Here is a 13,851-nt window from a genome sequence, read left to right on the forward strand (position 1 = left end):
CGTTGGTCGCAGCACTCAGCCGGTTTGTTCATGGAAGCTAAGCTCTAAATGGGGAGTGAGTCTTATCTTCAATGAGGTGATGGATGGTTGAGTCACGGCAAAAAGTTACAAAACCGGAGCTGTACGAAAGACTGATCGATCGTCTGGGAATTGCCCTGGACGCGGCAAAAACCGCTGGCCGGTTACGCGATGAGCGTCCGCTGGAACTGGAATTGCGTGGCTTGAGCCCCGCAGAGTTTGCACTGGTCAAGGCGTATCTCGATCGCAGTGAACGTGAGACACACGGATGCTTGTCAGAAGCAGTGAAGCAACTCGACGCACCACGTTCGGCCAAGATCATCTGGCTCAAGGACAAGGTTCCCGGCAGGGACGCTGTAAAGGTCCGGTCTTTGCAATTCAAGTAAGGACACTGGAAGCAATGTCTGATGTATTTGTGAAGCATATTCCTTCCGTATTTGTTGTCGCGTTGCGTCAACCCACTTAGGCTTCGGGCATCTTTTTGGAGATGCTCGATGCCTTTTCGATATTTCGTTAAACAACTCCTGTTGCCGCCCGGCATTCTTTTGCTGCTGTTGGTGCTTGCCTGGTGGTTGCGCCGCTCAAGACCGCGCCTTGCCGGGTTGTGCTTTGCACTGGGCGTGGGCGGCTTCTGGCTGATGAGCTTGCCGGTGGTGGTGCAGTGGGGCGCCAAGGCGCTGGAGCGTGAAGCACCGCTGGCTCGTGATGAATGGGCGACATTGGCGCAGCGTGCCGACGCGATTGTAGTGCTGGGCGCGGGGCGTGAACGTGGCGATCTGGCCTGGGACAGCGACCAGCCGACGGGTGTGGCGCTGCAGCGCGAGCGGTATACGGCGCGGCTGGCCAAGGCCTCGGGCTTGCCGGTCCTGACCAGTGGCGGCCTGCATTACGACACGCCACCGACTGAAGCCAGGTTGATGGCCGACTCGTTGCAAGATGATTTCGGCGTCCCCGTGCGTTGGCAGGAAGGGCGCAGCCGCACGACCTGGGAGAACGCGCAGTTCAGCGCCGAGGTGTTGTTGCCGCAAGGGATCAAACGCGTGGTGATCGTGACTCAGGCCTGGCACATGCCGCGAGCCGTCTGGAGTTTCAAAAAAGCAGGTTTTGAAGTGGTGCCAGCGCCGATGGGGTTTTTAGGCGTGGACAACGCCCGGCCGCTGGGCGGCTGGATGCCGGAATTCAAGTCGATCTGGCAGAGTGGGCAGTTGTTGAATGAGGCAGTGGGGCAGATCGGGTATTCGTTGTTTTACCGCTGAAGATCAAAGGATCGCAGCCTCGTTTCACTCGACAGCTCCTACAGGGGATTGCGTACTCTGTAGGAGCTGTCGAGTGAAACGAGGCTGCGATCTTTTTACTAATACCTAAACGGTCTTGGCCATTCGGCTAGCCACTAGCGCCCAGCCAAACAACAGCACGCAAACAATGATCAGCGGCCATGAACGCCATTCCAGATAAGGCGTCAGGTTGTGCATGGGCACCACTTCACCGTACAAAATGCCACGCTCGAACTGAGGGATCTGCACGGTAATCTGACCGAACGGGTTGATCAAGCCGGTCACGCCATTGTTGGTGGCGCGGATCATCCAGCGACCAGCCTCCAGCGCGCGCATCTGCGCCATCTGTAAATGTTGCAGCGGGCCGATAGACGTGCCGAACCAGGTGTCATTACTGATGGTCAGCAGCAGTTCGCTACGCGCCGCAAGGCTGGCGGCGAATTCCGGGTAAACCACTTCGTAGCAGATGAACGGCGCAATCTGATAGCCCTTGGCTTGCAGCATCGGCTGATCGGCGGGACCGCGGGCAAAGTCCGACATCGGCAGGTCGAAGAAGGCGATCAGCCCGCGCAGCACTTCCTGCAACGGAACATATTCGCCAAACGGCACCAGCTTCTGTTTGAGGTAGGTGCCATCGCCTTCGCCCACGACAGTGATGCCGTTGTAGAAATGCTTCTGGTGATGGACTTCCTCGCGAATCGGTACACCGGTAATCAGTGCGGACTTACGCTCTGCTGCGAAGCTTCCCATCATGTTCAGGTAGCCCTCGGCGGACTCCTTGAGCACAGGGATGGCCGTTTCCGGCCAGATCAGCAAGTCGACCCGTTTCGAACTGAAGCTCATGTCGCGGTACAGCGCCAACTGCGCGTTGAGCTGCGCCGGGTCCCACTTCATGCTCTGTTCGATGTTGCCCTGAATCGCCGCGACACTCAGCGGAGCTCCCGCCGGGGTTGTCCAGGCGTGTTCCTTGAGCGCCATGCCGGCCACCCAAGGGCCGACCAGCAGCAACACACCCGCGGCGATGAAACCTTTGCGGCCGGTGCGCATTAGACGCAAAGCGTTATAGATCAGCGCTGCCGTCAGGGCCAGGGTGAAGGAAATCAGCCACATCCCGCCGAGCGGTGCGAGCCCGGCCAACGGGCCGTCGAGCTGACTGTAGCCGGAATAAAGCCAGGGGAAACCCGTCAGGAACCAGCCACGAAAGGCTTCCTGACCGACCCACAACGCCGCAAACGCCAGGGCGTCGGCCAGCGGCGCTTCGTTACGGCGCAGCCAGCGCGCCCAGATCCAGGCGGGCAGGGCGAAGAACCAGGCAATCGCCGCCGTGAAGATCAGCATCAGGAAACCGGCCAGCAGCACCGAAGCGCCGCCGAAGTGGTGGATGCTGTAGTAGATCCAACTGGTGCCGGCGCCAAACAGGCCGAAACCGAAACACCAGCCACGGCCCAGGGCCTGACGTGGGTTCAGCTCGCGTAAGCCGGCATAGAAGAAACCGACCGCCAGCAACGCCAGCGGCCAGATATCGAACGGCGCCAGGGCCAGGGTGGTGAGTGCACCGGCCGCCACGGCCAGCAGGTTACCGGGCCAGCCGGGGCGGGTTACGCGGAGCATGTCAATCCTTAACGGGCAATGGGCGTCAGGCGAAGCAAGTGAATCCGACGGCTGTCGGCGTTCAGGATGCGGAAGCGATAAGGACCGATTTCAGTGATTTCGTTGCGTTTTGGCAAGTGCCCGAACGCGCTCATCACCAGACCGCCGACAGTGTCGAATTCGTCATCGGAGAATTGGCTGTCGAAGAATTCGTTGAAGTTCTCGATCGGCGTCAGGGCCTTGATCAGGAAATCACCGCTGGGCAGCGGCTTGATGTAGCTGTCTTCTTCGACGTCATGCTCGTCTTCGATGTCGCCGACAATCTGTTCCAGCACGTCTTCGATGGTCACCAGGCCCGCCACACCGCCGTATTCGTCGATGACGATGGCCATGTGGTTGTGGTTGGCGCGGAACTCGCGCAGCAGCACATTCAGGCGCTTGGACTCGGGCACGAAAGTGGCCGGGCGCAGCAAGTCCTTGATGTTGAAGCTGTCGCCGTTCTCCTTGAGGATCAACGGCAGCAAGTCCTTGGCCAGCAACACGCCCATCACGTCATCGTGGCTTTCGCCGATCACCGGGTAGCGGGAGTGGGCCGAGTCGACCACGGCAGGCAGGAACTCGCGGGGTGTCTGGGTCGCCTTGATGCTGATCATCTGCGAGCGCGGGACCATGATGTCCCGTACTTGCAGGTCAGCAACCTGGATGGCGCCTTCGACGATGGCCAGCGCTTCGCTGTCCAGCAACTTGTTTTGGTGTGCGTCGCGCAGCAGCTCCAGCAGCTCCTGGCGGTTCTTCGGCTCGTGGGCAAAAGCCTGGGTGAGCTTACCCAGCCATGACTTTTGCCCGTTGCTCGATCGATCTTCGCTCATAGCGATTACTCTGAATCCTTTGTTGTAACGATAGGGGATGTGTCTGTTTCGTCGTCCGCATACGGGTCGGGATAGCCCAACTCTGCAAGCAACGTTCGTTCCAGTGCTTCCATTTCTTCGGCTTCATCGTCATCTATATGGTCGTAACCCAATAGATGCAAGCAGCCGTGAATGACCAGATGAGCCCAGTGGGCCTTGAGTGCCTTGTCTTGTTCGGCGGCTTCGCGCTCGACCACCGCCACGCAGATCACCAGATCGCCCAGCAGCGGGATGTCGAGAAACTCGTCGGGCACATCGGCAGGAAACGACAAGACGTTAGTGGCGTAATCCTTTTGCCGCCAGGTGTGGTTCAGCTCGCGACCTTCCTCTTCATCGACCAAACGGATGGTCATTTCGGAGTCGGCGGTGCGCTGGCGCAGCGCCAGTTCGCACCATTGGCGGAACTCGGCTTCGCTTGGGGCTGGCGCTTCGGTAGCCAGTTGCAGATCAAGCTCAAGCATCGTGGCGATTGTCCTTGGACGAGAACTTCGCCGGTTCGTCGGCGACGCGATTCTCGAAGCGCTCGTAAGCTTCGACAATGCGCTGCACCAGTGGATGGCGCACGACGTCTTTGGGCATGAAATGGGTGAAGCTGATGCCCGGTACATCCTTGAGCACTTCGATCACATGGTGCAGCCCGGACTTGGTGCCTTTCGGCAGGTCGACCTGGGTGATGTCACCGGTGATGACGGCGGTAGAGCCGAAGCCGATCCGGGTCAGGAACATCTTCATCTGCTCGACGGTGGTGTTCTGGCTTTCGTCGAGGATGATGAAACTGTTGTTCAAGGTGCGACCGCGCATGTAGGCCAGCGGCGCAACTTCGATCACCTGACGCTCGATCAGCTTGGCGACGTATTCGAAGCCGAGCATTTCGTAGAGTGCGTCGTAGAGCGGGCGCAGGTACGGGTCGATCTTCTGCGACAGGTCGCCGGGCAGGAAGCCGAGCTTTTCGCCCGCTTCAACTGCCGGACGCACCAGCAGGATGCGGCGAATCTGCTCGCGTTCCAGCGCGTCTACCGCGCAGGCAACGGCCAGATAGGTCTTGCCGGTACCGGCCGGGCCGATGCCGAAGTTGATGTCGTTACCGAGGATTTCCTTCACGTAGCGCAACTGATTCAAGCCGCGAGGGCGAATCATGCCTTTTTTGGTGCGCAAGGCGACGGAAGGTTCGGAGGGGGAGACGTTGTCCAGCTCTTCGACGGCCGATTCCTGCAGGAACAGGTGAACCATGTCCGGCGACAGCTCGGTACCCTTGGTTTCCCGGTACAGGCGGCGCAGGAGGTTTTCCGCGGAGGTGGTGTGCTTGGGCTCGCCGATCAGTTCGAACTGGTCTCCGCGGTTGCGGATCTCGATATTCAGGCGCTGTTCGATCAAGCGCAAATGCTCGTCGAATTGCCCGCACAGATTGGCGAAGCGGCGAGCTTCAAAAGGCTCGAGGATAAAACGATGTGGTTCTATGGGTGCGTTCAAGGTCGTATTTAGCCGCCCTGGGGCAATTAAGATGAAATCAAGGATAACGCCAGAGGCCTGGGTGCGAAAGGTCTTATACAGACCAATGTTCAACACAGGACTTGTAGGAGCAAAGCTTGCTCGCGATGGCTGTCTGGCATTCAACATATGAGTCGTCTGACCTGGCGCCATCGCGAGCAAGCTTTGCTCCTACAGTCATGTGCTGTGTTATTGGATCAGCGAGCCCCGCAGCGAGTGCGGTTGTGCGGCGTCGATATGCACATCGGCGAACTGACCAATCAACGTCGGATTGTCGCAGCGGAAATTGACGATGCGGTTATTCTCGGTCCGGCCTTGCAGTTCGCCGGGGTCTTTTTTCGAATAATCGGTCACCAGGATCCGCTGGATCGAACCGACCATTTGTCGGCTGATCTCGAAGCCTTGTTGGTTCAGGCGATGTTGCAGGGCGTTCAGGCGTTCTTTTTTCAGCGCTTCCGGCGTTTCGTCGGCCAGATCGGCAGCCGGAGTGCCTGGGCGCTGGCTATAGACGAACGAGTAGGAGAAGTCGAAACCGACGTCTTCGATCAGCTTCATGGTCTGTTCGAAGTCTTTTTCGGTCTCGCCCGGGAAACCAACGATGAAGTCCGAGCTGATGCAAATCCCCGGCACCGCAGCACGCAGCTTGCGCAGTTTGGATTTGTATTCCAGCGCGGTGTGGTTGCGCTTCATCGCCGCCAGGATTCGGTCCGAACCCGATTGCACCGGCAAGTGCAGGTGTTTGACCAGTTCCGGCACGTCGGCGTGGGCCTGGATCAGGCTGTCGGAGAACTCCAGCGGGTGTGAGGTGGTGTAGCGGATGCGGTCGATGCCATCGACGGCGGCGACGACGCGGATCAGTTCGGCCAGGTCAGCCAAACGGCCGTCATGAGTGGTCCCGCGATAGCCATTGACGTTCTGCCCCAGCAGGGTCACTTCGCGCACGCCGTTTTCGGCGAGGTGGATGATCTCGGCGATCACGTCATCGAACGGCCGGCTGACTTCTTCACCACGGGTGTAAGGCACCACGCAGAAGGTGCAGTACTTGCTGCAGCCTTCCATGACCGACACGTAGGCGCTTGGGCCATCGATGCGCGGCTCGGGCAAGTGGTCGAATTTTTCGATTTCCGGAAACGAGACGTCGACTTGCGGCAGCTTGGTAGCGCGGGCGGCGTCGATCATTTCCGGCAGGCGGTGCAGGGTCTGCGGGCCGAAGACCACGTCCACGTAAGGGGCGCGGTCGCGAATGGCAGCGCCTTCCTGGCTGGCCACGCAACCGCCAACGGCAATGACCATGTCCGGGTTGGCCAGTTTCAATTCGCGCCAGCGGCCGAGTTGGGAATACACCCGGTCCTGGGCGCGTTCGCGGATCGAGCAGGTATTGAGCAGGATCACGTCGGCATCTTCAGCGCGAGCGGTGACTTCCAGGGCCTGATGTTCGCCCAGCAGATCGACCATGCGCGAGCTGTCGTACTCGTTCATCTGGCAACCGTGGGTTTCGATGTAAAGCTTCTTGGCCATGGACAGAGTCATCACGTGATTCAAAGAACCGCGCATTATAGGGAACATGTTCCAAGGTTCCTACCGTTGCGCGTCCGGCGGCTATGCTATAGTTCGCGCCCTCATTTTTATCCCCGATGTGTTGCTCGCCCACCATGACCAAACGTGAAGCTCCAATCTACAAGGTGATTTTCCTCAACCAGGGCCAGGTGTACGAAATGTATGCCAAGCAGATCTATCAAAGTGATCTGTGGGGCTTCCTGGAAGTGGAAGAGTTCGTCTTTGGCGAGCGCACGCAAGTGGTCGTCGATCCGAGCGAAGAGAAGCTCAAGGCACAGTTCGAAGGTGTTGTGCGCAGCTTTGTGCCGATGCATTCGATCGTGCGGATCGACGAAGTCGAGCGCCTCGGCACGCCGAAAATCAGCGAAGCCCGCGGCGCGGTCGGCAATGTCATGCCGTTTCCGATGCCGATGCCTGAGAAGTAGGCCGCCAATTGGTTGGCTAGAGGGGGCTTGCTGTGGCTGGTGGTGCTTGTTGTGGCGAGGGGGCTTGCCCCCGTTGGGCTGCGAAGCGGCCCCTAAATCAGCCGCCGCCACCTTCCAGACAGACCGCGTGTGCTGACTTTACGACTGCTGCGCAGCCGAACGGGGCGGTGCGGCGGTCCGACAAGCCCCCTCGCCACAAAGGCCCTTGCCACATTAAGGCAGGGGCGAGAACGGCGTACGCCCATCGGCGCTCTGCAATTCCATCAAGTACTTGCGGAAGATTTGCCCCAGCACTTGGGTAGCGACTTCCAGTTCTTCGCGGGGCATTTTCTCGGCGACTTCGTCGGCGGTGTCCAACGCTTCTTCAGCGCCATTGACCGCCGCCATTTTCAGCACGATATACGCCTGAATGTTATTGGCCGGTACGCCTTCGCCGTGGAAGAACATGGAGCCGAGTTTGAATTGCGCCTGTGCATGGCCTTGCAACGAGGCCTTTTCGAAGTAGCTCAGGGCTTTTTTGAGGTCGCGCGGCGTATTTTTGCCGTCGTAGTAGAACTCACCCAACTCGTATTGCGCTTGCGCATCCCCTTCATCCGACGCTTTCTGGCAGGCGGCGAGCGCCTGTGCCAGGTCTTGCGGCTGAGTATTGAGGGTGCAACGACCCATCGCTGGGATTAACAACGAGTTGCCGCCTGCTTGTGCGAGCGCGAGCAGGGGCTGAAGGAGCAACAGGCAGCCCAGTGCAAGGGCGCGGCCGGTGCGGTTCATGGGAATCGACTTACCTCTGAGGGGCGCGCGGACCCATCGAGGGATCCAATAAGCGCGCATTATGAAATAAGCAGGGCCAACCTTACAAAGTCTTTACTCGTTTTTCTGCTGCGCGGGGAATATATCGGCCACTTTGCTGGGTATTTGAGCAGAAGCGAAGGAATAAGGGCGGGAATGCAGGTGAAAGCTGACGCTGGCAACCGCCAACGTCAGCGGCACAGCGTTATTTCAATGCAGCAAATGCGCGCTCGGCGGCATCCAGCGTCAGTTTCAGCTCGGTTTCGCCGTGGGCGATCGAAGTGAAGCCGGCTTCGAAGGCGCTCGGCGCCAGGTACACGCCGCCTTCGAGCATCAGGTGGAAGAAGCGCCCGAACAGGGCGGCGTCGCTGGCCATCACGTCATCGAAGGTCACGATGTCGTCGGCGCCGCTGAAGTACAGACCGAACATGCCACCGGCCTGTGTGGTCACGAACGGAATGCCCGCGGCATCCGCGCGTTGTTGCAGGCCATCGAGCAGGCGACTGGTGTAGTCAGTCAGCTCTGCGTGGAAGCCCGGGCGGCTGATCAGGCGCAGGGTCGTCAGGCCGGCAGCCATGGCCAGCGGGTTACCCGACAAGGTGCCCGCCTGATAGACCGGGCCCAATGGTGCGATGTGCGACATGATTTCGCGCTTGCCGCCGAAGCAGCCAACCGGCATGCCGCCACCGATGATTTTGCCGAAGGTGGTCAGGTCTGGCGTCACGCCGTAGTGGGCTTGTGCACCGCCGAGGGCAACGCGGAAACCGGTCATCACTTCGTCGAAAATCAGCACCACGCCATGCTTGTCGCACAGGGTGCGCAGGCCTTCGAGGAAACCTGGCGCCGGCGGTACGCAGTTCATGTTGCCGGCCACTGGCTCGACGATGATGCAGGCCACTTCCTGGCCGACTTCGGCGAGCATGGTTTCTACGGCGTCGATGTCGTTGAACGGCAGGGTCAGGGTGTGCTTGGCGAAGGCCGCCGGCACACCGGCCGAGCTCGGCACGCCTTGGGTCAGGGCGCCGGAGCCGGCCTTGACCAGCAAGCTGTCGGAGTGGCCGTGGTAGCAGCCTTCGAACTTGATGATGCTGTCGCGGCCGGTGAAACCACGGGCCAGACGGATCGCACTCATGGTGGCTTCGGTGCCGGAGCTGACCATGCGCACCATTTCCATCGACGGCACGATCGAGCAGACCAGATCCGCCATCTGGGTTTCCATCTCGGTCGGTGCGCCGTAGGACAATCCGTGCTCAAGCTGTTTGCGCACGGCGTCCAGCACGTCCGGGTGGCTGTGGCCGAGAATCATCGGCCCCCAGGAACCGACGTAATCCACATAACGCTTGTTGTCTTCGTCGGTGACGTAGGCGCCTTCCGCGTGTTTGAAAAACAGCGGGGTGCCGCCAACGCTTTTGAACGCGCGAACAGGCGAGTTCACGCCACCGGGAATATGTTTCTGGGCATTGGCAAACAGCGTTTCGGAACGAGACATGATCGGGCTCTCAAATCAGATTTTTAGTAATTCATTGAATGCGCGGGCGCGGCGTGTCACTTCAGCCGTGCTCTCGGCGCCAAACAGGCCGTGGACGACCGCCAGCAGATCGACCCCGTGGGCCACCAGCGGGGCGGCGTTTTCCAGGGTGATGCCGCCAATCGCGCAGATCGGCAGGTGCAGTTTGCTGCGGGCCTGGTCGAGCAGTTCGAGGCTGCAGGTCGGTGCGCCGGGTTTGGTGTTGGAGTTGAAGAAGCGGCCGAAGGCGACGTAACTGGCGCCTTCCTTGGCCGCTTGCTCGGCGAGTTCGAGTTGCGCGTGGCAGGTCGAACCGATGATCGCCTGGCGACCGAGCAATGCGCGGGCCGGGGTCAGCGGGCCATCGGTCTGGCCCAGGTGCACGCCGACGTTCAGGCGCGCGGCCAACTCGGCGTCATCATTGATGATCAGCTGGGTCTTGTAGCGTTCGCACAGATCGCGCAAGGCTTGGGCCTCGCGCAGACGGCGGGCCTCGTCGCTGCTCTTGTCGCGGTATTGCAGCAGGGTGACGCCGCCTTCCAGCGCCGCCTCCACGTACGAAAGAAATTTACCGGCCAGCAGTTGGCTATCGGTAATGGCGTACAGGCCACGTAGCTTCATCGGGCAATCCTTTTTGCTTTACGCATGGACAGTTACGAACAGAAATCCAGCGGCAGGCGGCGCGGTACGAACTGGCCTTTGCCCAACTGCTCCGCATCACGCAGGGTGCGCCACGTGTAGTTAAGCGCGGTCTGCACGGCACTGGCGAGATTTTCGCCGAGGGCCAGACGACCGGCGAGGGCACTGGCCAGCGTGCAACCGGAGCCGTGATAACTGCCGGGCAAGCGCTGGCAGGTGAAGGTTTCGCGGTGACCGTCGCGGCTGTACAGGCGATTGTGGATTTCGTGTTCATCGCCATGGCCGCCAGTGATCAGCAGGTGTTTGACGAATGGCAGGAGTTTTTCAGCGCACTCGTCCGCGGTGCCTTCAGGCAGTTCGGCGAGGATGCGGGCTTCGGGAAGGTTAGGGGTGGCGATGATCGACAGAGGCAGCAGGCGCTCGCGCATGGCGTAGCCGACTTCGTCCTTGCCCAGGCGTCCGCCGCCACCGGCGCGCAGCACCGGGTCGCAGACCACCGGCAAATGCGGGTGCGCTGACAACAGTTCGACCACGGTGTCGACCATTTCCAGGGAACCGAGCATGCCCAGTTTCACCGCCGCGACCGTCGAGTCGTTGAGCACGGCATTGGCCTGGGCCAACACCCACTCACGGTCGAGGACGCGGAAGTCAGTGACGTTGACCGTGTCTTGCACGGTCAGGGCGGTGACGGCCGGGGCCGCATGACAACCCTGAGCGAGCAGGGCTTCGATATCTGCCTGCAAGCCGGCGCCACCACTTGGGTCGTGGCCGGAGAGACAGAGGACAACGGGGCGAGAGCTGTAGATATTCATGGTGCGCGAGCTTACCACCAAACATCTTTTTTCGGGTGGAGTGGCCGCCAGGTTTGCCGATACATTGTGGGGGCTTGTCGGAATGCCGCATCACCCCGTTCGGCTGCGCAGCAGTCGTAAACCTGAAGACGCGGTGTTCCTTATCAAATGCAAAGGGGGCGCTCCGCACCCAACGGGGGCAAGCCCCCTCGCCACAGAAGTTCGGCATTGTCACAATCTGACCGGCGGAACAGCTCTAGCCCAATGCATTGAGCTGGAACGCCCGTTCTAGAGCCTTTGTAGGAAAAATTTCAATGGTGTTCAATGGCCACCAACGGCTATGCTAGAGTGGATCCAAACCAATAACAGGTAATACCGGTTTTACGTCTACTCAAAAGGAATGAGGGGCTTCCTGAGATAACCGGACAGGCCACGCTGGGGCTTAAATGCGCTATTTGCTGATGTTGCTGTTGTGCTTGCCCCTCATGGCGAGTGCAGTCGAATTCGACGAATTCACTCAAAGCCTTCCCCTGGGCCGAACCTTGCAAGTGTTCGAAGACGCGGGCGGTCAGGCGACCGTCGCCGATGTCCGTGCGCAGGCAGCGGCCGGAAACTTCAAGCCCCACGATAAAGCTACCCTCAACGCCGGTTACTCGCGTTCAGTGTTCTGGCTGAAAATCGACCTGCATTACCGCCCGAACAACCCCGCGGTGCAACGCACCTGGTTGCTGGAACTGGCCTATCCACCCCTTGATCACATTGATCTTTATTTGCCCGATGCGGCCGGTGACTATCAACTGGCACGTCAGACCGGTGATGCCTTGCCGTTCGACAGTCGCGAGATCCGCCAGAACAACTATTTGTTCGATCTGAACTTCACCGCTGATCAAGCGCAAACCCTGTACCTGCGCCTGCAAAGTGAAGGGTCGATCCAGGCGCCGGTCACCCTATGGTCGAGCACTGCCTACCTGGAAGAGCAACCGATCCGACTGTATGTGCTGGGGCTGATCTACGGCGTATTGCTGGGGATGCTGGTGTACAACCTGTTCATCTATCTCAGCGTGCGCGATACCAGCTATCTCTATTACATCTTCTATATCGCCTCGTTCGGTTTGTATCAGCTGTCAGTGAATGGCGCGGCCGTGGAGTATTTCTGGCCGAACAATCCCTGGTGGGCCAACGCGGCGACGCCTTTTTTCATCGGTTGCTCAAGCCTGTTCGGCAGCCAGTTCGCGCGCAGCTTCTTGCAGACGGCGACCCACAGTCGCTGGCTCGACCGCTTATTGCTGGCGTTGATCGCGTTTAGCGCAGTGGTTGTCGGGTTGTCGTTGATGACCAGTTACGCCCTGGCCCTGCGCCTGGCGACGGCGCTGGCACTGACGTTCACCATCGTGATTTTTGCCGCAGGGATTTTCGCCTGGCTGCGTGGCCTGCGAGTGGCGCGTTATTTCATCATTGCCTGGTCGGCGTTTTTACTCGGCGGCATCATCAACACCCTGATGGTGCTGGGTTACCTGCCAAACGTGTTCCTGACCATGTATTCCAGCCAGATCGGCTCGGCGATTGAAGTGGCGCTGCTGTCCCTGGCGCTGGCCGATCGCATTAATGCCATGCGCGAGCAACAGGCACAGACCCTGTTCGATGCCGGTCAAACGCTTGAAGTGCTGAACCAGCAATTGGCTCGCAGTAACAAGCTCAAGGACGAATTCCTCGCCACCCTGACCCACGAACTGCGCACGCCCATGAACGGTGTGATCGGTTCGCTTGAGCTGATGCAGACCGTCGAGATGGACCCGGAGCTGGAGCAATACCAGCAAACGGCCTACGGTTCGGCGCGAGACATGATGCGCATGGTCAACGGCATCCTCACCCTGACCGAGTTGCAGGCCGGCAAGCTCAAGACCTATCCGGCCGTTTTCAGTTTGCGCGGCGTGGTCGAGGCTTTGCGCCTGCAGTTCGAGGGCAACGCGTCGAGCAAGTCGCTGGACTTCAAAGTCGAGGTCACGCCGGGACTGCCGGATCGCTTGCACGGCGACAGCGCCAAGTTGGCGCAATGCCTGGAATGCCTGCTGGATAACGCGATCAAGTTCACGCGGATCGGCGGACTGGCGCTGCGGGTGACGGGTAAACCCGTGGCGCCCGACCGACTGGCGCTGTCCTTTGCGGTGATCGACACCGGCATCGGCTTCACCGATCTGGGGGAGGCGACACTGTATCAGCGGTTCTTCCAGCTCGATGGCTCGATGACCCGTGAGTACGGCGGTCTGGGCGTCGGCCTGGCAATCTGTCGGCAACTGGTCGAACTGCTCGGTGGAAAACTGACCCACCGCTCCGAGCTTGGTCGTGGCAGCCGCTTCCAGCTCGACGTCGAGTTCGAACTGCCCGTGGTGGAGCGGTCGCCAGTGCCCCTGATGAACCGGGAGTTTCCCCGCCTGCGACTGCCTCAGGACTGCACCGTACTGCTGGTTGATGACAACAGCATCAATCAGTTGGTGATGCGCGGCATGTTGCTCAAACTTGGGTTCCGGGTGCGCTCCACCGACAACGGGGCTACCGCGATCGATCACTTGCAGCGCGAAACCTTCGATGCGGTATTGCTCGACTACCAGCTTCCACCGCTGGACGGCACGTCCCTCTGTTGCCAGATCCGCGCGTTGCCGGGCTGCGCCGAACTGCCGGTGTTCGTGATTGCCTTGAGCATTGATCGGGAGCGGTGCCCGACCGGTGCCTTGATCGATTATCTGAACAAACCGGTGAAATTCGAGGACCTGCAGGCAGCGCTCTATCGCCGGGTTCTGTGTCCAAGACAGGGCGAAAGCGCCGACAGTTAGGCAGATATGACGCTTTGTTCGGCCAGGGGGCGGTGCT

General features: G+C 60.0%; 13 protein-coding genes. 4 read left to right on the top strand and 9 right to left on the bottom strand.

Features of this window, described 5'->3' with window-relative positions:
- Positions 1-83: 83 nt before the first annotated feature.
- Positions 84-404, top strand: coding sequence for a hypothetical protein (locus PMI27_RS10250; protein WP_008152848.1), 321 nt, complete (start codon positions 84-86; stop codon positions 402-404).
- A 108-nt stretch (positions 405-512) separates the two neighbouring features.
- Positions 513-1,274: a YdcF family protein gene (locus PMI27_RS10245; RefSeq protein WP_008152851.1), complete on the top strand. Its 762-nt coding sequence runs from the start codon at positions 513-515 to the stop codon at positions 1,272-1,274.
- A 105-nt stretch (positions 1,275-1,379) separates the two neighbouring features.
- Here PMI27_RS10245 and lnt read toward each other — a convergent pair whose 3' ends face one another.
- From lnt to miaB, 5 genes are all read right to left on the bottom strand, one after another.
- Entirely contained in the window at positions 1,380-2,903 is a 1,524-nt protein-coding gene (lnt, locus tag PMI27_RS10240) for an apolipoprotein N-acyltransferase (protein ID WP_008152853.1), read from the bottom strand.
- Positions 2,904-2,911: 8 nt separating this feature from the next.
- A complete protein-coding gene (locus PMI27_RS10235) occupies positions 2,912-3,751 on the bottom strand; it encodes an HlyC/CorC family transporter (RefSeq protein WP_008152854.1) in 840 nt (279 codons plus the stop codon).
- 5 nt (positions 3,752-3,756) lie between these two features.
- Positions 3,757-4,251 carry an rRNA maturation RNase YbeY gene (gene ybeY / locus PMI27_RS10230; protein ID WP_008152856.1) on the bottom strand — a complete coding sequence of 165 codons (495 nt, stop codon included), beginning with the start codon at positions 4,249-4,251 and terminating at the stop codon, positions 3,757-3,759.
- Positions 4,244-5,260, bottom strand: a complete 1,017-nt coding sequence (locus PMI27_RS10225; protein WP_033053407.1) for a PhoH family protein — start codon at positions 5,258-5,260, stop codon at positions 4,244-4,246. The genes ybeY and PMI27_RS10225 overlap by 8 nt, the downstream gene beginning before the upstream one ends.
- Positions 5,261-5,467: 207 nt before the next feature.
- Positions 5,468-6,796, bottom strand: a complete 1,329-nt coding sequence (miaB, locus tag PMI27_RS10220; RefSeq protein ID WP_033053447.1) for a tRNA (N6-isopentenyl adenosine(37)-C2)-methylthiotransferase MiaB — start codon at positions 6,794-6,796, stop codon at positions 5,468-5,470.
- A 134-nt stretch (positions 6,797-6,930) separates the two neighbouring features.
- Between miaB and PMI27_RS10215 the strand changes: the two genes are divergently transcribed.
- The gene (locus PMI27_RS10215) at positions 6,931-7,260 is read left to right on the top strand and encodes a DUF1820 family protein (protein WP_007894425.1); all 330 of its coding nucleotides are present in this window, start codon (positions 6,931-6,933) and stop codon (positions 7,258-7,260) included.
- Between the two features lie 213 nt (positions 7,261-7,473).
- Here PMI27_RS10215 and PMI27_RS10210 read toward each other — a convergent pair whose 3' ends face one another.
- The 4 genes from PMI27_RS10210 to PMI27_RS10195 all read right to left on the bottom strand — a co-directional run bounded on the left by PMI27_RS10210 (position 7,474) and on the right by PMI27_RS10195 (position 11,004).
- The gene (locus PMI27_RS10210; RefSeq protein WP_008152862.1) at positions 7,474-8,028 is read right to left on the bottom strand and encodes a tetratricopeptide repeat protein; all 555 of its coding nucleotides are present in this window, start codon (positions 8,026-8,028) and stop codon (positions 7,474-7,476) included.
- Positions 8,029-8,251: 223 nt separating this feature from the next.
- Positions 8,252-9,535 (bottom strand): glutamate-1-semialdehyde 2,1-aminomutase, encoded by a 1,284-nt coding sequence (hemL, locus tag PMI27_RS10205; protein ID WP_008152864.1) that lies wholly within the window; start codon positions 9,533-9,535, stop codon positions 8,252-8,254.
- Positions 9,536-9,550: 15 nt separating this feature from the next.
- Positions 9,551-10,174 carry a thiamine phosphate synthase gene (gene thiE, locus PMI27_RS10200; RefSeq protein ID WP_008152866.1) on the bottom strand — a complete coding sequence of 208 codons (624 nt, stop codon included), beginning with the start codon at positions 10,172-10,174 and terminating at the stop codon, positions 9,551-9,553.
- Positions 10,175-10,206: 32 nt separating this feature from the next.
- Entirely contained in the window at positions 10,207-11,004 is a 798-nt protein-coding gene (locus tag PMI27_RS10195) for a hydroxymethylpyrimidine/phosphomethylpyrimidine kinase (RefSeq protein ID WP_008152868.1), read from the bottom strand.
- Between the two features lie 425 nt (positions 11,005-11,429).
- Between PMI27_RS10195 and PMI27_RS10190 the strand changes: the two genes are divergently transcribed.
- Positions 11,430-13,814 carry a hybrid sensor histidine kinase/response regulator gene (locus PMI27_RS10190; RefSeq protein WP_008152871.1) on the top strand — a complete coding sequence of 795 codons (2,385 nt, stop codon included), beginning with the start codon at positions 11,430-11,432 and terminating at the stop codon, positions 13,812-13,814.
- Positions 13,815-13,851: the final 37 nt, after the last annotated feature.

Origin of the sequence: Pseudomonas sp. GM41(2012) (assembly GCF_000282315.2) — a bacterium.
GTDB lineage: Bacteria > Pseudomonadota > Gammaproteobacteria > Pseudomonadales > Pseudomonadaceae > Aquipseudomonas.

What these genes read in the sequence shown, in the direction of transcription:
- miaB (WP_033053447.1), bottom strand. Translation starts at nt 6,796, where the DNA reads ATGGCCAAGAAGCTTTACATCGAAACCCACGGTTGCCAGATGAACGAG.
- lnt (WP_008152853.1), bottom strand. Translation starts at nt 2,903, where the DNA reads ATGCTCCGCGTAACCCGCCCCGGCTGGCCCGGTAACCTGCTGGCCGTG.
- PMI27_RS10250 (WP_008152848.1), top strand. Translation starts at nt 84, where the DNA reads ATGGTTGAGTCACGGCAAAAAGTTACAAAACCGGAGCTGTACGAAAGA.
- thiE (WP_008152866.1), bottom strand. Translation starts at nt 10,174, where the DNA reads ATGAAGCTACGTGGCCTGTACGCCATTACCGATAGCCAACTGCTGGCC.
- PMI27_RS10210 (WP_008152862.1), bottom strand. Translation starts at nt 8,028, where the DNA reads ATGAACCGCACCGGCCGCGCCCTTGCACTGGGCTGCCTGTTGCTCCTT.
- hemL (WP_008152864.1), bottom strand. Translation starts at nt 9,535, where the DNA reads ATGTCTCGTTCCGAAACGCTGTTTGCCAATGCCCAGAAACATATTCCC.
- ybeY (WP_008152856.1), bottom strand. Translation starts at nt 4,251, where the DNA reads ATGCTTGAGCTTGATCTGCAACTGGCTACCGAAGCGCCAGCCCCAAGC.
- PMI27_RS10245 (WP_008152851.1), top strand. Translation starts at nt 513, where the DNA reads ATGCCTTTTCGATATTTCGTTAAACAACTCCTGTTGCCGCCCGGCATT.
- PMI27_RS10215 (WP_007894425.1), top strand. Translation starts at nt 6,931, where the DNA reads ATGACCAAACGTGAAGCTCCAATCTACAAGGTGATTTTCCTCAACCAG.
- PMI27_RS10190 (WP_008152871.1), top strand. Translation starts at nt 11,430, where the DNA reads ATGCGCTATTTGCTGATGTTGCTGTTGTGCTTGCCCCTCATGGCGAGT.
- PMI27_RS10195 (WP_008152868.1), bottom strand. Translation starts at nt 11,004, where the DNA reads ATGAATATCTACAGCTCTCGCCCCGTTGTCCTCTGTCTCTCCGGCCAC.
- PMI27_RS10235 (WP_008152854.1), bottom strand. Translation starts at nt 3,751, where the DNA reads ATGAGCGAAGATCGATCGAGCAACGGGCAAAAGTCATGGCTGGGTAAG.